19 protein-coding genes are annotated in these 17,329 nt (G+C 67.5%); 8 read left to right on the top strand and 11 right to left on the bottom strand.

The annotated features are described in order from the left end of the window. Positions 1-69 precede the first annotated feature (69 nt). Both J3S89_RS18415 and J3S89_RS18410 read left to right on the top strand, forming a co-directional pair. Positions 70-900: a DUF3313 domain-containing protein gene (locus J3S89_RS18415; protein WP_217929366.1), complete on the top strand. Its 831-nt coding sequence runs from the start codon at positions 70-72 to the stop codon at positions 898-900. A gap of 106 nt (positions 901-1,006) precedes the next feature. Then, complete coding sequence (locus J3S89_RS18410; protein WP_238483869.1) at positions 1,007-1,987, top strand: LysR family transcriptional regulator; 981 nt, start codon at positions 1,007-1,009, stop codon at positions 1,985-1,987. A gap of 58 nt (positions 1,988-2,045) precedes the next feature. Here J3S89_RS18410 and J3S89_RS18405 read toward each other — a convergent pair whose 3' ends face one another. After that, complete coding sequence (locus J3S89_RS18405) at positions 2,046-2,942, bottom strand: LysR family transcriptional regulator (RefSeq protein WP_217929365.1); 897 nt, start codon at positions 2,940-2,942, stop codon at positions 2,046-2,048. Positions 2,943-3,045: 103 nt separating this feature from the next. Between J3S89_RS18405 and J3S89_RS18400 the strand changes: the two genes are divergently transcribed. Together J3S89_RS18400 and J3S89_RS18395 are read left to right on the top strand one after the other, a co-directional pair. Beyond that, positions 3,046-3,672 carry an NADPH-dependent F420 reductase gene (locus J3S89_RS18400; RefSeq protein WP_217929364.1) on the top strand — a complete coding sequence of 209 codons (627 nt, stop codon included), beginning with the start codon at positions 3,046-3,048 and terminating at the stop codon, positions 3,670-3,672. Between the two features lie 32 nt (positions 3,673-3,704). Beyond that, the gene (locus tag J3S89_RS18395; protein ID WP_230489224.1) at positions 3,705-4,451 is read left to right on the top strand and encodes a hypothetical protein; all 747 of its coding nucleotides are present in this window, start codon (positions 3,705-3,707) and stop codon (positions 4,449-4,451) included. A gap of 152 nt (positions 4,452-4,603) precedes the next feature. On the opposite strand, the gene J3S89_RS18390 is transcribed toward J3S89_RS18395, so the two are convergent. The 4 genes from J3S89_RS18390 to sfsA all read right to left on the bottom strand — a co-directional run bounded on the left by J3S89_RS18390 (position 4,604) and on the right by sfsA (position 8,301). Further along, on the bottom strand, positions 4,604-5,842 hold the full coding sequence (locus tag J3S89_RS18390) for a tyrosine-type recombinase/integrase (protein WP_217929363.1): 1,239 nt from the start codon (positions 5,840-5,842) through the stop codon (positions 4,604-4,606). Between the two features lie 176 nt (positions 5,843-6,018). Further along, the gene (locus tag J3S89_RS18385; RefSeq protein WP_217929362.1) at positions 6,019-6,609 is read right to left on the bottom strand and encodes a JAB domain-containing protein; all 591 of its coding nucleotides are present in this window, start codon (positions 6,607-6,609) and stop codon (positions 6,019-6,021) included. A 38-nt stretch (positions 6,610-6,647) separates the two neighbouring features. Then, complete coding sequence (gene map, locus J3S89_RS18380; RefSeq protein WP_217929361.1) at positions 6,648-7,475, bottom strand: type I methionyl aminopeptidase; 828 nt, start codon at positions 7,473-7,475, stop codon at positions 6,648-6,650. A 118-nt stretch (positions 7,476-7,593) separates the two neighbouring features. Then, the gene (gene sfsA, locus J3S89_RS18375; protein ID WP_217929360.1) at positions 7,594-8,301 is read right to left on the bottom strand and encodes a DNA/RNA nuclease SfsA; all 708 of its coding nucleotides are present in this window, start codon (positions 8,299-8,301) and stop codon (positions 7,594-7,596) included. A gap of 111 nt (positions 8,302-8,412) precedes the next feature. Between sfsA and J3S89_RS18370 the strand changes: the two genes are divergently transcribed. Beyond that, positions 8,413-9,450 (top strand): ABC transporter substrate-binding protein, encoded by a 1,038-nt coding sequence (locus J3S89_RS18370; protein ID WP_217929358.1) that lies wholly within the window; start codon positions 8,413-8,415, stop codon positions 9,448-9,450. A gap of 85 nt (positions 9,451-9,535) precedes the next feature. Here the strand turns inward: J3S89_RS18370 and J3S89_RS18365 are convergent, their stop codons facing one another. The 5 genes from J3S89_RS18365 to J3S89_RS18345 form a co-directional block, all read right to left on the bottom strand. Continuing rightward, positions 9,536-11,116, bottom strand: coding sequence for a glycosyltransferase family 39 protein (locus J3S89_RS18365; RefSeq protein WP_217929357.1), 1,581 nt, complete (start codon positions 11,114-11,116; stop codon positions 9,536-9,538). 81 nt (positions 11,117-11,197) lie between these two features. Further along, on the bottom strand, positions 11,198-11,506 hold the full coding sequence (locus J3S89_RS18360; protein ID WP_217929356.1) for a rhodanese-like domain-containing protein: 309 nt from the start codon (positions 11,504-11,506) through the stop codon (positions 11,198-11,200). Positions 11,507-11,645: 139 nt separating this feature from the next. Then, a complete protein-coding gene (locus J3S89_RS18355) occupies positions 11,646-12,530 on the bottom strand; it encodes an aldose 1-epimerase family protein (RefSeq protein ID WP_217929355.1) in 885 nt (294 codons plus the stop codon). Positions 12,531-12,547: 17 nt separating this feature from the next. Next, on the bottom strand, positions 12,548-12,853 hold the full coding sequence (locus J3S89_RS18350) for a monooxygenase (protein WP_217929354.1): 306 nt from the start codon (positions 12,851-12,853) through the stop codon (positions 12,548-12,550). A gap of 175 nt (positions 12,854-13,028) precedes the next feature. After that, a complete protein-coding gene (locus J3S89_RS18345) occupies positions 13,029-13,697 on the bottom strand; it encodes an outer membrane protein (protein ID WP_217929353.1) in 669 nt (222 codons plus the stop codon). Positions 13,698-13,972: 275 nt separating this feature from the next. On the opposite strand from J3S89_RS18345, the gene J3S89_RS18340 reads away from it, so the two are divergent. The 3 genes from J3S89_RS18340 to J3S89_RS18330 all read left to right on the top strand — a co-directional run bounded on the left by J3S89_RS18340 (position 13,973) and on the right by J3S89_RS18330 (position 15,818). Then, complete coding sequence (locus tag J3S89_RS18340) at positions 13,973-14,362, top strand: CidA/LrgA family protein (protein ID WP_217929352.1); 390 nt, start codon at positions 13,973-13,975, stop codon at positions 14,360-14,362. Next, entirely contained in the window at positions 14,359-15,072 is a 714-nt protein-coding gene (locus J3S89_RS18335; RefSeq protein ID WP_217929351.1) for an LrgB family protein, read from the top strand. The genes J3S89_RS18340 and J3S89_RS18335 overlap by 4 nt, the downstream gene beginning before the upstream one ends. Before the next feature lie 134 nt (positions 15,073-15,206). Continuing rightward, complete coding sequence (locus J3S89_RS18330) at positions 15,207-15,818, top strand: alpha/beta hydrolase (protein ID WP_217929349.1); 612 nt, start codon at positions 15,207-15,209, stop codon at positions 15,816-15,818. 106 nt (positions 15,819-15,924) lie between these two features. On the opposite strand, the gene J3S89_RS18325 is transcribed toward J3S89_RS18330, so the two are convergent. After that, positions 15,925-17,238 carry an MFS transporter gene (locus J3S89_RS18325; protein ID WP_217929348.1) on the bottom strand — a complete coding sequence of 438 codons (1,314 nt, stop codon included), beginning with the start codon at positions 17,236-17,238 and terminating at the stop codon, positions 15,925-15,927. Between the last annotated feature and the right edge of the window lie 91 nt (positions 17,239-17,329).

The following is a 17,329-nucleotide window of genomic DNA, read 5'->3' as shown; positions in this document are numbered from 1 at the left end:
TGGAGACCAGAGACATGAGCAGCTGTCCTTCGATCGACCCGATCCAACCGGCGGTCGGGTGAACCGCCGATGATTCAGCTGAGAGTTTTGAGCTCGGTACTGCCCCTGCTGCTGGCGATCGCCGGCTGTGCCTCGGTGCCCTTGAAGGAAGGCGGTACGCTGTCGTCCTACGACAGGCTCGGTCCGCCGAAAGGAAACCTGTCGAAAACGCGAGCCTATGTGGATGGCGCCGGTCTGGCGTCGATGAAGACCGCCCGCATCGTGCCGACGACTTTCTCACCCAGCATGTCGTCGCTCACCGACTCGGAGGCGGATCGCGTCCTCGTCGCCAATGCCATCGATCGGGCGCTCTGCATCGCCCTCAGCGACAAGTATCAGATGTTGCCCGCAGGCCAGATCGCCGATTTGACCGTGCGGGCAGTCGTCACCGACATCGTCCCGACCAACAAGACCATGGCCGGCGTCTCGACCGCGGTATCGCTGGGGACCAGCGTGGTTCTGCCCGTCGGCGTTCCTCGCCTCCCCGTGGGGTTGGGAGGGCTTTCCGTCGAGGCGGAAGCCGTGGATGGCGCCGGGGTCCAGCGGGCGGCGATGGTGTGGGCGCGCGGCGCCAACTCGCTTCAGAACAACCCTCGGGTTTCCGAGGTCGGCGACGCCTATGGTCTCGCAGTCAAGTTCGGGGACGAGTTTTCACGAATGCTCGAGATCGGCAAGGAGCCTGAGGGCCTGGACCTGTCGCTGCCATCGGGGCAGCGTCTGCAATCGTGGTTCGGCGGAAAGCCCAAGTACGAGGCCTGCGACGTGTTCGGCCGCGCGCCCGGACTCGTGGGCGCCGTCGCCGACAAGGTCGGCGCGCCGCCGGAATGGGCAGACAAACGCCCGGCAACGCCCACGCAGTAGTGCATGGCGTTCTGCATTCACGAGATGGAATCGACATTCGGAAATCGACATAATGCATTGAATTGTATGGCATGTGTTGAATTCCGGATTGGATGCTTGGTGTTTCTTGGCGACGGTTGCGATGCGGCGGCATGCTCAAAAATCTGGCCGGGAGGCTCGGGTTGGAAAAACGGCTCCTTCGAGCGGGCGCATCTCTCTTGTCTCTCTGATGCAGGTCTTGGTCGTCGCCGAATATCTGAACTTCCGCCATGCGGCCCATGCGCTCGGCGTCACGCAGTCGAGCGTGAGCGCCCGGATCAAGGCACTGGAGGAAGCTCTCGGCATCCTCTTGTTCGAACGACGCCATCGGGGTGTCCGCCTCACCGAAGTCGGACGGCAATTCGTGGTCGAGGTTTCGGCCGGCATCGCGCATCTGGACCTCGCCATCAAGACCGCAGGTGCGGCTTCGTCCGGTGTGGTCGGCCATCTCGCCATCGGTCTGATTTCGTCCATCTCGGGCGGCTTCCTCGCAAACCTGCGAGCCCGGTTCAGAGAGACCTATCCGGACGTCGAGCAGATCGTGGTGGAAGGTCCCTCGGCGCAAACGATCTCTCTGGTGCGGGACGGTAAGCTCGATGTGGCCTTCGTTCTCGAACCCGTCGATGCGCCCGATTGCCATTCGAAACGCTTGTGGTCGGAACCGTTCCTGATCGCATTGCCGGCCGATCATCCGTTGGTGGTCAACGAAAGCGTCTCTTGGCTGGACCTCGCACCGAATACGTTTCTGATCCGGACCGGAGGAGCAGGCCCGCAGCTTTTCGAACATGTCGTATGCCGAATCGTCGAGTGCGGAAAATCTCCCCACATCCGTCGCTGCGACGTGGAGCGAGATACGTTGATGCACATGATCGCGGCCGGCGAAGGCGTGGCTCCCGCCAGCGAGACGGCCAAGCATATGTCGGTTTCCGGCATCGCATTTCGCCCGATCGCCGACGAGGTCGAACAGGCTCGATTCAGCGCCGTCTGGTCACCACACAATCGTAATCCCGCACTGAAGAATCTGCTCGACATGGCCATCGCAATGAGCCGATCCGCACGATCGGCTTGACCCCTTCGGAAGCCGACCCGGCTCCATTCCGAGTGCTTCGACATCCCCGGTCGCACATTCACTTTTTCGGCGGATCGGCGAACCGTTCGGTCACCCAATCGACGAAACTGCGCAGCTTCGGCGTCGGGCGGCGGTCCGGGGCGTAGAGCAGGTGGAACGGTCTTGCGGGCGCCTCGTAGTCTGGCAACAAGCGGACGAGTTTGCCCGCCGCGATCAACGGTTCGACCATCTCCGAGGATTGCAGAAGCACGCCGAGGCCGGCGAGAGCGGCGGACAGCAGCGCCTCGCCGTCGTCCATCGTGATGCGACCATCGATCGGCACCGTGATGCGGCCGTCCGGGCCATCGAGTTCCCAATGCGTGCTCAGCGTGCCGAAACTGAAGCCGAGACAAACGTGGTGCCTCAGATCCATCGGTGTTGCCGGGGGCGACCGGCGGGCGAGGTAGGCGGGGGCGGCACAGAGTACGAGGCGATAGGGCTGCAGGCGTCGCGCGATGAGACTGCTGTCGACCAGCTTTCCGACACGGAAGACGACATCGTAGCCTTCCTCGATCACGTCGACATAGCGGTTGGACAGGACCAGGTCGACGGAAACTTCGGGGTAGCGGTCGAGATAGTCCGTGAGGTTCGGCGCCAAGGCATGGACGCCGAAGGTCACCGGCACGTTGACGCGCAATTTGCCGCGCGGCGTGACGCGGGTCTCGGCGGCGAGCGCCTCGGCGGCCTCGACCTCGGCGAGGATGTTGCGCGCGCGCTCGCAGAAGACCCGGCCGATCTCCGTCAGGCTCTGCCGCCGCGTGGTTCGGTTGAGGAGGCGAACACCGAGATGGCTCTCCAGCACCTGCACGTGTTTGCCGACCAGTTGCGACGACATGTCGAGTGCATCGGCGGCGGCCGAAAACGAGCCGAGGTCCACCGTCTTGACGAAGATGGCCATGCTGGTGAGGCGATCCATTTGAAACACTCCGTTTCCAGTGATCCTATTTATCGCCCATTTTTGAATGAATCACATGCAATTACGGTTGCGCTATCGACACGAACACATTGGAGCATTCGTCATGAACATCGCCGTCATCGGAGCCGGGAACATGGGCGCCGGCCTCGCTCGCCTCTTCGCCTCGTCCGGTCATCAGGTCGTCATCGGCGCTCGGCAGCCGGAAAAGGCGGCGGCGCTCGCGGCCGAGATCGGTTCGCAGGTGCAGGGTGGCGGCATTGCCGCCGCCGTCAAGCTCGCCGACATCGTCGTCCTCGCCTTGCCCTATGGAGCGGCGGCCGAGGCGCTGAAGGAGGCGGGCGACCTGTCGGGCAAAGTCGTCGTCGACATCAGCAATCCGCTGAAGCCCGACTTCTCGGGTCTCGTCATCGGCCACACCACCTCGGCGGCGGAAGAGATCCAGGCGCTCGTCGGCAAGGCGGTCGTGGTCAAGGCGTTCAACACCGTCTTCGCCCAGTTGTTGCCGCGCGAAGCGCGTGCCGCCCGGCCGCTTCAGGTCTTCGTTGCGGCCGACGATGCGGCGGCCAAGGCCAAGGTCACGGAACTGGCGGCCTCGGCCGGGTTCGAGCCGGTCGACGCCGGGCCGCTCGGCAATGCCCGTTATCTCGAGCCGATCGGCATGATGAACATCGCCTTCGGCTATTTCCTCGGTCGCGGTCCGACGGTTGCCCCGGCTTGGGCGAGCTTCTGATCGGTCGAACGCGTCGGACGGGGGCGTCCGACGTGATCCATGCGGATTTCGGCTGCTCGAACCACTGTTCGGGCGGTCGAAGTCTGGCAATGAACTGCAAAGGAAGGGCGTTAATGCGGACTGAACAACAACATTGGAGCTTCGATCTCGCCGATCTGCCCACCGGAGCGACGCTCAGGTCCGTGCGAGCGACGCCTGCCGTGGTCGCAGGGCGACGAGCCTTGCGGGTGTCGTTGACCGACGAGGTGTTGCTCGAGGGGCGGCCCGGCATCCACTACATCGACATGCCGACCTTCGTGCGGTTGCCGGTGGCTCTGACGGACGGCACCGTCTGCGTCGATATTCTCGCCCGTCCGAACGCCCACGCGCCGGACTACGCCCGCGGCTTCGCCGGGCTCGCCTATCGTATCGGCGAGGGCGACACGCGGTTCGAGGCGGTCTATCTACGGCCGCTGAACGGCCTGAGGACCAATCCGCCGGCACCACGCCGCCAGCGGGCGGTGCAGTATTTCGCCTATCCCGACTGGCGTTACGAGCGGTTGCGCGCGGAGTATCCCGACGGACGCTACGAGGCGGCCGCCGACATCGGGCCGGACAACTGGGCGACGCTGAGACTGGACATCGCCGGGCGATCCGTCACGGCGTCGGTCGATGGACGGGTCGTGCTGTCGATCCCGGAGGCGAAGGCAGATCCGATGGAGGGGGCCATCGGGCTGTTCGTCGACATCGGCACGGAGGCGTTCTTCTCGAACCTTCGCGTGTCGCGGGCCGAGACATGATCGGCTGCCGCGGCTTCCGCCCTTGGTTCGGCTCGAGAGTAGGGGCCAGTGCCGGACGCACGGTGATGAGTCTCGCCCATGGAAGGCCTCGATGATCATGGGCAAACTTCACTGGCATTGGGCGCGCGGAGCGGACATGAGACGCTGGAGGCTCACGCTGCCTTCAGTCGCTTTTTGGCGAGCATGGCGCGGACGAACTTATCCCATTTCGCCATGCCGCCGCGCTTCTCAACCATGTAGTTCCAGCGGTCGTAATGTTTCGAGCTGACATCCTGCAAGGCGTGGTTTTGGAGACGATCGCGGATATCCTTCGGAACTCCGGCCTTACCGGCCAAGGTCTTGAAGGTGCGACGGAGATCGCGGTTGGTCGCGTGGGGGATCACCCCGCGATCTCGCTGACGCCAGATGAAGCTATAGAGTGTGCCGTGGCTGACGGGCTTCGATGGATCTTTGGCGGAGGGGAAGAACCAGCCGTATTCGTTCGGGATGATCGACTCGATTAGTTCCGCGGCAAGAGGCGGCACTGGTACGGCGTGCGGCTGAAGGTTCTTGGTCTTGGTCCAGTCAATGATCCGCTCCCTGGCGTCCCACTGATCGACATGGAGGCGGGCGATCTCCTCGACGCGCTGGCCGGTCAGCATGATGATCTGGACAGCGCGGGCGTAGGAAGGATGAACCGGAGTGTCGGGGCACTCCAGCCAGCGGTAGAGCCGAACGAACTCTTCTTCGCTCAGCCAGCGTGTTCCTATCGTCTTAGGTTCCGTCGGTATACTTGCGGCAGGGTTGAGGGTCAGCCGGAAGCGACGCGCGGCGGTGGAGCGATAGTCGTGTTCGGATTTCAGGCCCCAGCTAAAGGCAGATCGAATATAGCTGCGTACATGATCCGCCATTGAGCGTTTTCCGCGCTCATAGATGGGGCGGATGATCTCCGTGATCTCATCCGGTTCGATGTCGCGGGCCGGGCGGTTGCGCCCGAGCGTGTCGGCGATTTTGTTGAGGCCCTTTTCAGCCTCTTTCCAGGACGGCTTTCCCCCGTCCTTGAGGTAGGCGACATACGCGTCGAAGAGGTCGGCAACCGTTCCTGGTCGGGTATCGCCAGCAATCTTGATGCTGCGGCCCTTCTGGATTCTCTCTGCGAAGTCGCGGTTGAACACCTCGCGCGCCTTGCTGAGTGTCATCGACGGATATGAGCCGAGCTTTTTCTTGAGGCGCCTATCATCGCGCCACTGCTGCGCCATCCAGTCAGCGGTCACGCGGGTGGGCATGGGCTTCAGCACGAGGACGAGGCGTCCGGTTCCGTGGCCCTCGCCGTCAACGAGGCTGATCTGCCTACCGGTCGCTTCCACCTGCTTTAGTGCCTTGCGAATTTCTCCATCTGAAAGGCTCGGCATTGGGGTTCTCCGTCGGCTTCCAAGTGGGGTCGCGCGATGGGTTCGTGGGGTCGGCGACTGGGGTCCAAAAGGAGCTTGACCCCCTTAAAACCGCCCCCAATATGCCACAATGACCGACTCTACGACAAGTCTAAAAGCCGTTGTGTTTCAGTATGATGGTGCGTGATTGAGAGTGATCAAAAAGCCCAAGTGGGGTGGTTGTGGACGAGGATGATCGCGGAAGCCGAAAGTTCCAGCGCCCGTTTGACGATCTCGCGCGGGTAGACGGGCGTGTGGTCGACGGTGCCGGTCTGTTGCACCTCGTCGGCGATCAGGCCGTTGCGCTTGTCGAGGAAGAGAATGCGGAACTGTTCACGGGTCTCGAAGGCCATCGCCGAGCGGCAATAGTCGAGCACCTGGGACCAGGACGAGAGGACCGTCTTCTTGCGCACCTCGCCCTTGGCCATGCGCAGGCCACTCGCGCGGACGAGCTTCAGGTCGGTCGCCACCGCCTCGCCGATGCCCGGCACCTCGGTCAGACGCTCGACCGGCGCGCCGAGCACCTCGGCGAAGGAGCCGAAGCGGCGTATCAGCTCCTTGGCGAGCGCCTTCACGTCGCGGCGCGGGATCGAGCGGAAGAGCAGGAGCTCGAGCAGCTCGTAATCCGGCAGAGCGTCGGCGCCGGCGTCGCGGAAGCGCGCCTTGAGGCGTTCGCGGTGACCATGGCGATGGTCGATCGGCTCGGCATCGGGCGGGTCGCCGCCCGCGATCTCGTCGAAACCGCCCATCGCTCCACCCCCGATTCGAGCCGCTTCCGGCTTCATCCTCAGACGACGTAGGGCGGCTTGTGAAGCCCCTTCGGCGAGAAGGTGAAGACCTCGCAGCCGGTCTCGGTGACGCCGAGCATGTGCTCGAACTGCGCGGAGAGCGAACGGTCGCGGGTGACCGCCGTCCAGCCGTCGGAGAGCACCTTCACGTGCGGGCGGCCGAGGTTCACCATCGGCTCGATGGTGAAGACCATGCCGGGCTTCAGCGGCACGCCCTCGCCGGGTTCGCCGTAGTGGAGGATGTTCGGCGTGTCGTGGAAGAGACGCCCGATGCCGTGACCGCAGAAGTCGCGCACCACCGAGCAGCGCTCGGCTTCCACATAGGTCTGGATGGCGTGGCCGATGTCGCCGGTGGTGTTGCCCGGCTTCACGGCGGCGATGCCGAGCAGCAGGCTCTCGTAGGTGACGTCGATCAGGCGCAGGCCGGCGCGCTTCACCTCGCCGATCGGGTACATGCGCGAGGAATCCCCATACCAGCCGTCGAGGACGAAGGTGACGTCGATGTTGACGATGTCGCCGTCGCGCAGGGGCTTGTCGTTGGGGATGCCGTGGCAGACCACGTGGTTGATCGAGGTGCAGACCGACTTGTTGTAGCCGCGATAGTTCAGCGTCGCCGGTTGGGCGCCGCGATCGACCGCATAGGCGAAGATGAAGTCGTCGATCTCCTGGGTGGTCACGCCGGGGCGGGCCAGCTCGGTGACCGCGTCGAGGCATTCGGCGGCGAAGCGCCCCGCCTTGCGCAGGCCTTCGAAGGCCTCCGGGCCATAGAGGCGGATGGCGCCGGTGTTCTTGAGGGGGGCGGTGGCGTCGTCGACGTAGGTGACCATGAAGCGTCCGATGTCTTGGGCTCGCGGGGGACGCGAGGCACAGGGGGACGCGTCCGGGTTTCTATTTATAGGCTCTGACGCCGCTTTCCAGAACGAATTGCGACATTCCAGCCGCGCGTCACGGGTCGACCGCGATTTTCGCGCGTATCTCGATCCCCTCCGGGCTCGTGGCGCAGGCGAGAACGAGGCGCTCGACGCCGCGATCGCGCGCCTCCCGCCAGCCCTCGGCATAGGCCGGATCGACGTCGGCGGCGAGGGCGAAACGGTCGCAGTCGGGACGGTTCACCAGATAGACCATCACGGCGCGGTCGCCCATCGCCACTCGGGCGGAGAGTTCGTCGAGGTGCTTGGCGCCGCGCGTCGTCACCGCGTCGGGGAATTCGGCGAGGCCGGGGACGCGCGACAGGGTGGTGTTCTTCACCTCGACCCAGCAGCGGCCCTTCGCCGGATCCTCGAGCAGGATGTCGATGCGGGAGTTCTTCCCGTATTTGACCTCGCGGCGCAGGGTCGCGAAACCGGCGAGGGCGGGGATCTGCCCGAGGGCGATCGCCTCGGCGACGATCGCATTGGGGCGGGAGGTGTCGATGCAGACGCAGTCGCCGGCCGGGGTCTCCTCGAGGATCCAGCTCCAGGCGAGTTTGCGCTTCGGGTCGTCGGACTTCTGCAGCCAGACGCGGGCGTCGGGGCGGGCGAGCGAGAGCATCGAGCCGGAGTTGGCACAATGGGCGACGACCTCCTCGCCGGTCGCCTCGATCACCACGTCGGCGAGGAAGCGCTTGTAGCGGCGCAGCAGCCGGCCGGCGACGAGAGGAGTGGAAAAGCGCATGGGGGATCTCCGGCGCCCGATTTTCGGGTGACACTTTCGTGGGCTGCATTACAAATAGGCGATCGCCTCGGCACGGGCCGAGCGCACCCTCCTTGGCATCAGGGGAGCCCCATGTCGATCTCGAGCTTCACCCGGAAGGCATTTCTCGGCGCCGGTCTTTCCACCGCGCTCGTCCTCCTCGCGCCCGCGCTCGCCGGAGCGGCGGATCTGAAGGAGGTCAAGTTCACGCTCGACTGGGCGGTGCAGGGCAATCACGCGGTCTGGACCGTGGCTCAGGCGCAGGGGCTCTTCGAGAAGGAAGGGCTCAAGGTCAAGATCGATCGCGGCTACGGCTCGGGCGACGCGGTCACCAAGGTCGCCTCCGGCGCCTACGACATCGGCTTCTCCGACATCAACGCGGTGATCAAGTTCGATGCCGAGAACCCGACCAACACCGTGCTCGGCGTCTGCCAGATCTTCGACAAGACGCTGAATTCGCTGATCACGCTGAAGAAGTCGGGCATCAAGACGCCGAAGGAGCTCGAGGGCCGCAAGATCGGTTCGCCGGAAGCGGATTCCTCGCGTCTGATGTTCCCGGCCTTCGCCAAGGCCAACGGCATCGACCCCGCGACGATCACCTGGACCTCGATGCAGCCGCAGCTGCGCGAGACCATGCTGGTCCAGGGCCAGGTCGACGCGATCACCGGCTTCGCCTCGACCTCGGTCTTCAACCTGACCGGCGTCGGCGTGCCGGCCGACGACATCGTCGTCTTCTCCTTCCCCGACAACGGGCTCGACCTCTACGGTTCGACCGTGATCGTGCGCAAGGACTTCGCCGAGAAGAACCCGGAGGTGGTCGCCGCCTTCGTGCGCGCCACGATCGCCGGCCTCAAGGCCGTCGCCAAGGACCCCGACGCGGCCGCGAAGACGCTGACGCTGGTCGATCCGCTCGCCAAGATCGAGCTCGAGAAGGCGCGGCTGAAGTTCGTGCTCGATCGCTCGATGTTCACCGACGGGATCAAGAAGGCCGGCTTCGGCACGGTCGATCCGGCGCGGATGCAGCAGTCGATCGACGTGGCGGTCGCCGCCTACAAGATCGCGACGCCGCCCAAGGCCGAGGACGTCTACACGACGAAGTTCCTGCCGCCGGTCGCCGATCGGATGCCGTGATCGCGAGAGCTTCGGGGGTTTCGAGCGAACCGAAGGGCGGGCCGTGAGGCTCGCCCTTCGTCGTTTCTGGGCGGGTGATTCCGCCTCAGGGGCGCTTCGGATAGGGGAGCGTCGGGGCGGTCTTCAGATCGCGGCCGAGCGCGACGTCGAGTTCGACCAGGGGGCGCCCACCGAGGCCGACGCGGATCGGCGCTTCCGCGTCGATGTGGGCGAAACGGCCGGCGTTGGCGGCGAGGCCGCGGGCGAAGGTCTCGGGCCGGCCGATCAGCACGAGGTCGCGGCCGAGGAAGCTTCTCGGATCGGAGAGGAAGGCGAAGCCGCGCGGGTCGTCGTCGAAGACGGCGACGGTGGCGCGCGAACCCAAGGCCTCGCCGAGGCGTGCCGCCTCCATCCAGCGGAAGGCGATCACCACCGGCGGACGGCCGGCGGCGTCTCGGGCGAGGAGGCCGCGCGCGTCGAGGGCGGCGGCGAGGCCGGTCCAGGAGGTCGCCTCGGCGAGCGGCTTCTCGAGGCGGAAGCGGGCGACGATCTCGGGCGTCGGCGGAAAGATCCGTAAGAGGGCGACGGCGAGGGCGGCGACGGCGAGGAGGCCGGCCGCGATCCGCGCGAAGAGGCGGGCGAGGCCGGGGATGCGCCTCGCGGCGCGGGTCTCGGCTTGCGCGATCGCGCGGCCGAGCAGCGGCAGCAGGAAGAGCCAACCCGGCATCTGCCAATGGGGCAGGCTGTCGCCGCCGAGGAGCGGCACCGCCGTGAAGAGGACGATCGGCAGGACGGCGAGGGCGACGAGGAAGGCGGCGGGGCCGTCGATGCGGCGATCGGCGCGGAGCGCCGCGCCGGCGGCGAGGAGGGCGCCGATCGCCGTCCACGGGCCGAGATAGGCGAGCTGGCCGAGGAGGGCGCGGCCGAAGCCGATCCAATTCGTGCCTCCGCCGCCGCCGCGTCCGGCCTGGAAGGCGAAGGAGACCCAGTCGTTCCCGGCATTCCACAGGATCACCGGCGACACCACCACGACGGCGAGCGCCACGGCGATCCACGGCCAGGGGCTGGCGAGCCGGCGGCGGTGGGGCGTGGCGACGACGAAGGCGAGCGCCGCCACCGCGAAGAGGGCGGCGTGGTATTTGGAGAGGCCGGCGAGGCCGAGCGTCAGGCCGAGGCCGAGCCAGAGGCGGCGTTCGCGGGGGCGATCGGGCGCCTCGAAGAGCAGGATCGCGAGCGCCCGGGCCGACAGCGCCAGGAACAGGACGAGCGGCCCGTCGGGCACCAGCCAGGATCCGGCCGAGACCAGGAAGAAGGGCGCGAGCGTCAGCGCGACCAGGGTCCAGAGCGCCGCCCGCGCGCCCCAGAGGCGGCGGGTCAGGTCCCACAGCGCCCAGGACGTCGCGGTGAAGGCGAGGACGAAGGGGAGCCGCAGGATCCAGGCGGCCGGGTCGGGTCCGGCGACCGGCGCGGCGAGGGCGCGCATCGCCTCGACCGTCCAGAAGGTCATCGGCGGGTGATCGAACCACGAGCCCTGCCAGACCCGCGCCACCGCCATGGCATAGGCCTCGTCGAGCCCGGGCTCGACCAGGACGGCGAGGAGCAGGCGCGCGAGGGTGCCGGCGACGAGAAGAGCCGCGGCGGCGCGGGCCGTCGCGGCTTCGTCGGTCGGGGAGGTGAGGTTCGGCATCGTCGGTTCCGGTCGTCGGGGGCGGCCCCCTTCATAGAGGTCCGCGCCGGTCGCGACCAGACGCCGCCCGAGCCGTCGGTCTCACATGGAGAGCGGCAGGCCGTGCATGCGCCAAGCGCCGATGCCGCCACCCATGTGGGTGTCGTGCGGCAGGCCGAGCTTCTGGCAGATCTGGACCGCCTGGGCGGAGCGGCCGCCCATCATGCAGTAGAACACCACCGGCTTGTCGGTCGGGATGGCGGTGGCGGTCTGGGCGAGCTTCGACAGCGGGGCGTGATAGGCGCCGGGCGCGTGGCCGGCGGCCCACTCGTGAGCCTCGCGCACGTCGACCAGCAGCACCTTGCCGTCCTTGGCGAGCTGATGAGCCTCGGGCGGGGTCAGGGTCTTCACGGGAGCGGATCTTCCGAACAAGCCGAACATGTCATTCTCCTGAAGGAGAGACGTCGCCGACGACGACGCTCTGCCGACGAAATATCAGACCTCTCTCATACCTCCGGAGCGGTCCTTTCGCAACTGCGAGAGAGATGGGTCAGGGCGCGGCGAATTCCAAGGTGACACTCATGGAAAATCGGCGCGTTTCTCCGGGCGCGAGCGTGACCATGCCGGGCTTCGCCGTGATCTCGCCGGCGAACCCGGCCGGGTCGGCCCAGCCCTGCCACGGCTCGATGCAGAGGAACGGCGCCCCCGGTTTGGTCCACAGGCCGAGATGGGGCATGTCGGGGAAGTCGACACGCAGCCGGACCTCGCCGGCGCCATAGACGACGCTTTGGCTCTTCAGGTCCGTGAAGATCAGCGCGTCCTCGGCGAAGAGGGAGTCCTCGAGGGCGAGCGTGTCGCCGTGGAGCGGGGTGGCGCGCGGTTCGGGATCGATCAGGCCGTCGGCGTCGAGGCGGCGGATGCGCGCGGTCTCGGGCGCGGCGAAGCGGACGAGGTGCGCGGCGCGCGGGCCGGCCCCGGCGAGCGGCCAGCGGAGGGCGGGATGGAAGCCGAAGGCGGTCGGCATCGGTTCGTCGGAGTGATTGGCGACCTCGGCGGTGGTTGTGAGCCGGGCGCCGTCGAGGGCATGGGTGACGTCGAGGTGAAACGCGAAGGGCCAATGGGCGAGCGTCTCCGCCGAGGTCTCGAGGCGGAAGGTGACGTGCGCCGTGCCGCGATCGACGAGGGCGAAGGTCGAGCGGCGGGCGAAGCCGTGGCGGGGCAGCGTCCAGGCCCGGCCGCGATGGCGGAAGGTGCCCCCGGCGAGGCCGCCGACGATGGGGAAGAGCAGCGGCGCGCGGCCGGTCCAGAAGGCCGGATCGCCGTTCCACAGGAGCGGATTGCCGACCGCGTCGTCGAGGCGGACCAGTTCGGCGCCGAGCGGCGAGACGTCGGCGGAAAGCTCGTCGGAGACGAGGGTGACGCGATCGTCCTGCATGGGCTCGCTCCGCCGGGTCAGATGATCGTGCCGAGCACGTTGTCGACCCCGACCGGGGTCTCGAACCATTCGATCTCCGGCTCGACGCCGTAGAGGATGCGGACGCGCTCGCGCCACTCGCCGGCATAGCAGTCCTCGGCGGCGGCGCGGGTCTTCCACAGATAGACGCCGCCGACGGTGAGCCCGTCGTCGGAGCGGACGTAGTGTTTGCGGACGAGGCCGGGCAGGTCGAGGTATTTCGGCGCCGACAGCGCGAAGCGGCGCGCGGCCTCCTCGAGGGTCATCGGATCGTCGAGGCGGAATCGAACCAGAGTGAGGATCATCGCGGGGGCTCCCTTTCGAGGCCGCATCATCGTCCGCCGCGCGCGCGTTGGAAAGACGGGGGGAGAGACGGGGCGATGGGTGACGCCACGCCGATCCCGCGCGTCCGAAGACGACGAACCCGGCCGTGGGGCCGGGTTCGAAGAGAGGCGTGGAGACGAGCCCGGAGGCGAGGTCTCAGAAGCGGTAGTTCAGGCCGGCGCGGATGACGCTGCCCTTGGCGTTGGTCTCGATGTTCGGGGCCGTCGCATATTGGGCGTTGCCGAGATCGAAGTAGAGATATTCGACCTTGGCGGTGATGTTCTGCCAGACGGCCGCCTCGATACCGGCGCCGACCGTCCAACCGGCCTTGAACTCCGACCCGGACAGGCCGCCGGTGCCGACATGCGCCTTCACGTCGCCCATGGCGAGACCGCCGGTGACATAGGGCAGGAAGCGGTCGAAGGCATAGCCGGCGCGGGCGCGGACGGTGCCGAAGGAGCGGATGTCGGTGTAGCAGCCCGGCGCGGCGCAGTTGCCGCTCGTCGAGCCCTTGATGCCCGACCACGCGTAATCGGCTTCGAGACCGAGGACGTAGTTGTCGATCTGGTAGTTGTAGCCGACCGTCGCGCCGATCAGGCCGCCACGAATGTCGAAGTTGCTGCTGTAGGTCGCCGGTTGCTGATGATGACGGATGCCGTCGCCGAAGCCGTAGCCGCCGACGATACCGGCATAGAAGCCGGTCCAATTGTAGGCCGTGACCATCGGCGGGGGGGCGACCACGGGGGCCGGGCGCGCCATGTCCGCGGCCTGCGCCGCCATGGTCAGACCGACGAGGGAACCCATGAGGTAAGCGAGAGTCTTCATGATGTCGAAACTCCTCGATCCGAACCGAACTCGCAAGCATCATACTGCAGCATTGCCGTGAAGTCTGTCCATTCTCTGCAACACTCCGGAAAAATCGTTCTTGGTTTCTTTTGTATGCACAAATCCCTCGAGCCACCCGCCGGGTTGCGGCCGGTGCCGCGACGGCACGCGGCGGGATCTCGACCCGGCGGATCGGCTGGGGCAGTGTGAGGCGGAAGGACTCGCCTCGCCCGCGCGGGCGCCGGGGCGGCCCAGCAACCCTCGGGAGCCTGTCGATGATCGCCGGATTCGCCATTTTGTTGGTGCTGCAACTGGCCGGGGAGGTGACCGCGCGCGGGCTCGGCCTGCCGGTGCCGGGGCCGGTTCTGGGCATGGCCTTCCTGGTCGTGGGGCTGGCGATCTGGGCGCGGATGGGCGGGAGCGATCCGGTCGCGGCCGAGGCGCCGCTCGGCCGGGTCGCCGACGGACTGCTGGGGTCGCTGGCGATCCTCTTCGTCCCGGCCGGCGTCGGGGTGGTGCAATATCTCGACCTGATCGCGGCGCAGGGAGCGGCGATCGTCGTCACGCTGGTGGTCTCCACCGTGGTGACGATGCTGGCGACGGTGGCGACCTTCCGGCTGATCAAGCGGGCGATGGGACGCGGCGGTGAGGAGGAGACGCCGTGACCGCCTCCTCGCTCTGGGTCTATCTGTCGGCCGATCCCTTGTTCTGGCTGACGCTGACGGTGGTGGTCTGGCTCGTCTCCGACCGGATCGCGCTGGCGTTCGGCCGCCATCCGGTGGTCAATCCGGTGCTGATCGCGATCGTGCTGGTCGGCGCGGTGCTGCGCCTCACCGGGACGCCCTACAAGGCCTATTTCGAGGGGGCGCAATTCGTCCACTTCCTGCTCGGCCCGGCGACGGTGGCGCTCGGCGTGCCGCTCTGGCGCAATCGCGCGGTGGTGCGGCGGGAGATCGTGCCGATGGTCGGCGCGCTGGTGGTCGGCTCGGTGGTGGCGATCGTCTCGGCGATCGGCATCGCCTCGGCCTTCTCCGCCTCGCGGGCGGTGGTGGTGTCGCTGGCGCCGAAGTCGGTGACGGCGCCGGTCGCCATGGCGATCAGCGAGAGCCTCGGCGGGCTGCCGGCGCTGACGGCGGCCCTGGTGATCACCACCGGCATCATCGGCGCGGTGGTGGTGACGCCGACGATGAACGCGCTCGGCATTCGCGACTGGGCGGCGCGCGGCTTCGCCGTCGGGCTCGCCAGCCATGGGCTCGGCACGGCGCGGGCCTTCATGGTCCATCCGATCGCCGGCGTCTTCGCCGGCATCGCCATGGGGCTCAACGCGATCGTCACCGCGATCCTGGTGCCGGTGATCGTCGGGCTCCTGCCGTGACCGGCGATGCATGAGGTCATGTTGCACTGCCACATCAGTCGTTCGGGAAACGCGAACGGAGTGTGTCCGAGGGGGCGGATCCTCGGCGCGTCCGTGACACGATAGGTTTTCGCGTCGCATCCCGAGAGGTTTCCATGTCCGCCAGAACCGCCTTCGTCGATCTCCTGATCTTCCTGCACGGCGTCGGCTCGTCCGGCGACGATCTGGCCCCGCTGGCGAAGGCCTGGGGCGCGCGCCTCGGCGTCGCGGCGGTGTCGCCGGACGCGCCCGAGCCCTTCGATCAGGCGGCGGTCGGGCGGCAGTGGTTCTCGGTGCTCGGCGTGACGGCGGCCAATCGGCCGGCGCGGGTCGAGGCGGCGGCGGCGCGGTTCGACGCGGTGGTCGACGCGGCGATCGGGGCGGCGGGGACGACGGCGGAGCGCACGGTTCTGGTCGGCTTCAGCCAGGGCACGATCATGGCGCTCGACGCGCTGGTGCGCGGGCGGCATTTCGCGGGCGTGCTCGGCTTCTCCGGGCGGCTGGCGCGCGACCCCGTCGCGTCGCTCGAGGGCAAGCCGATCCTGCTCGTCCATGGCGATGCCGACGGCGTCATCCCGATCTCGGAGGCGATCGCGGCCCGTCACGCGCTGGCGGCGGCGGGCGCGGAGGTCGATTTCGCGCGGATCGCCGGCGAGGGCCACGGGATCGGCCCGGCGGCCGCGGCGGTCGGCTACGGCTTCCTGGAAAAGCTCTGCGCGGGCGAGTGAGACCCGGGCGGGTCCCGCGCCGCGCCCTGAGACCCCGATCGAAACGAAGACCGCCGCCTTCGGGGAGAAGGCGGCGGTCTCTTCGTTCGATCGTGAGGGGGTGGGTTCACACCACCTCGTCGGGGACGTAGACGGCGTCGCGATCGTCGCCGCGGTTCATGGCGACGAGGGCGATCAGGGTCAGGGCCGAGGCGATCGCCAGATACCAGCCGACCGCGCCGAGGCCCCAGGTGGTCGCCAGCATGGTGGCGGCATAGGGGGCGAGCGAGGCGCCGAGGATGCCGGCGAGATTGAAGGCGAGCGAGGCGCCGGTGTAGCGCACCGCCACGGGGAAGGGCTCGGCGAGCGCCGTGCCGAGCGGGCCGTAGGTGAAGCCCATCAGCGCGAAGCCGCCGATCAGGAAGACCAGCACGCCGACGGTGGTGCCGGAGCCGAAGATCGGGCCGAGCAGCAGGCCGAAGACGATCATCGCGGCGGTGGTCCAGATCAGCGTGCGGACATAGCCGAAGCGATCGGCGGCGAGCGCCGAGAGCGGGATGGTCAGGCCGAAGAAGGTCACGCCGATAAGCTGCAGCGGCAGGAAGTTCGCCTTGGTGTAGCCGAGCGCGGTGGTGCCCCAGTTCAGCGCGAAGACGGTCATGATGTAGAACAGCACGAAGGTCGCGACGGCGCCGATGGTGCCGTAGAGGAGCAGCGCCTTGTGGGTGGCGAAGACCTTGGCGATCGGCACGCGCACCCGCTCCTCGCGCTCGATGGCGCGGCGGAAGTCGGGCGTCTCGGTCAGGCGCAGGCGCACCCACAGGCCGACCACCACCAGGATCGACGAGGCGATGAAGGGGATGCGCCATCCCCAATCGAGGAACTGCGCGTCGGTGAGGGTCTCCGCCATCAGGAGGAAGCCGCCGTTCGAGCAGATGAAGCCGATCGGCGCGCCGAGCTGGGGGAACATGCCGTACCAGGCGCGCTTGCCGGGAGGGGCGTTCTCGGTGGCGAGCAGCACCGCGCCGCCCCATTCGCCGCCGAGCCCGAGGCCCTGGCCGAAGCGGCAGAGCGCCAGCAGCAGCGGCGCGAGAACGCCGACCGAGGCGTAGGTCGGCAGGAGGCCGATGGCGATGGTCGAGAGGCCCATGGTCATCAGCGCCGCGACCAGCGTCGCCTTGCGGCCGATGCGGTCACCGAAGTGGCCGAAGAGGGCGGCGCCGAAGGGGCGCGCGAAGAAGGCGATCGAGAAGGTGGCGAAGGACTGCAACACCGCCGAGGTCGGATCCGACGTCGGGAAAAACAGCTTCGGGAACACGATCACCGAGGCGGTCGCGTAGATGTAGAAGTCGAAGAACTCGATCGTCGTGCCGATGAGGCTGGCGAAGAGCACACGCCGCGCCGAATTCGACGGTCGGCCTGCTTCGGACAAGTCGGTCATGGGGATGGTCTCGTATTCGGGAGGTGGAGCGCCCACCTGCTTCTGGAATTCGAGTAGGCGGTCATTCGACGAATGGCGAGCGGTGCGGGCG

The sequence above is a fragment of the Pinisolibacter aquiterrae genome (assembly GCF_019160155.1).
GTDB lineage: Bacteria > Pseudomonadota > Alphaproteobacteria > Rhizobiales > Ancalomicrobiaceae > Pinisolibacter > Pinisolibacter aquiterrae.
The sequence above is the reverse complement of the archived record's forward strand: the minus strand, read 5'-3'. Positions and strand labels throughout refer to the sequence as shown.

What these genes read in the sequence shown, in the direction of transcription:
- J3S89_RS18415 (WP_217929366.1), top strand. Translation starts at nt 70, where the DNA reads ATGATTCAGCTGAGAGTTTTGAGCTCGGTACTGCCCCTGCTGCTGGCG.
- J3S89_RS18405 (WP_217929365.1), bottom strand. Translation starts at nt 2,942, where the DNA reads ATGGATCGCCTCACCAGCATGGCCATCTTCGTCAAGACGGTGGACCTC.
- J3S89_RS18400 (WP_217929364.1), top strand. Translation starts at nt 3,046, where the DNA reads ATGAACATCGCCGTCATCGGAGCCGGGAACATGGGCGCCGGCCTCGCT.
- J3S89_RS18390 (WP_217929363.1), bottom strand. Translation starts at nt 5,842, where the DNA reads ATGCCGAGCCTTTCAGATGGAGAAATTCGCAAGGCACTAAAGCAGGTG.
- J3S89_RS18385 (WP_217929362.1), bottom strand. Translation starts at nt 6,609, where the DNA reads ATGGGCGGTTTCGACGAGATCGCGGGCGGCGACCCGCCCGATGCCGAG.
- map (WP_217929361.1), bottom strand. Translation starts at nt 7,475, where the DNA reads ATGGTCACCTACGTCGACGACGCCACCGCCCCCCTCAAGAACACCGGC.
- sfsA (WP_217929360.1), bottom strand. Translation starts at nt 8,301, where the DNA reads ATGCGCTTTTCCACTCCTCTCGTCGCCGGCCGGCTGCTGCGCCGCTAC.
- J3S89_RS18370 (WP_217929358.1), top strand. Translation starts at nt 8,413, where the DNA reads ATGTCGATCTCGAGCTTCACCCGGAAGGCATTTCTCGGCGCCGGTCTT.
- J3S89_RS18365 (WP_217929357.1), bottom strand. Translation starts at nt 11,116, where the DNA reads ATGCCGAACCTCACCTCCCCGACCGACGAAGCCGCGACGGCCCGCGCC.
- J3S89_RS18355 (WP_217929355.1), bottom strand. Translation starts at nt 12,530, where the DNA reads ATGCAGGACGATCGCGTCACCCTCGTCTCCGACGAGCTTTCCGCCGAC.
- J3S89_RS18350 (WP_217929354.1), bottom strand. Translation starts at nt 12,853, where the DNA reads ATGATCCTCACTCTGGTTCGATTCCGCCTCGACGATCCGATGACCCTC.
- J3S89_RS18345 (WP_217929353.1), bottom strand. Translation starts at nt 13,697, where the DNA reads ATGAAGACTCTCGCTTACCTCATGGGTTCCCTCGTCGGTCTGACCATG.
- J3S89_RS18340 (WP_217929352.1), top strand. Translation starts at nt 13,973, where the DNA reads ATGATCGCCGGATTCGCCATTTTGTTGGTGCTGCAACTGGCCGGGGAG.
- J3S89_RS18330 (WP_217929349.1), top strand. Translation starts at nt 15,207, where the DNA reads ATGTCCGCCAGAACCGCCTTCGTCGATCTCCTGATCTTCCTGCACGGC.
- J3S89_RS18325 (WP_217929348.1), bottom strand. Translation starts at nt 17,238, where the DNA reads ATGACCGACTTGTCCGAAGCAGGCCGACCGTCGAATTCGGCGCGGCGT.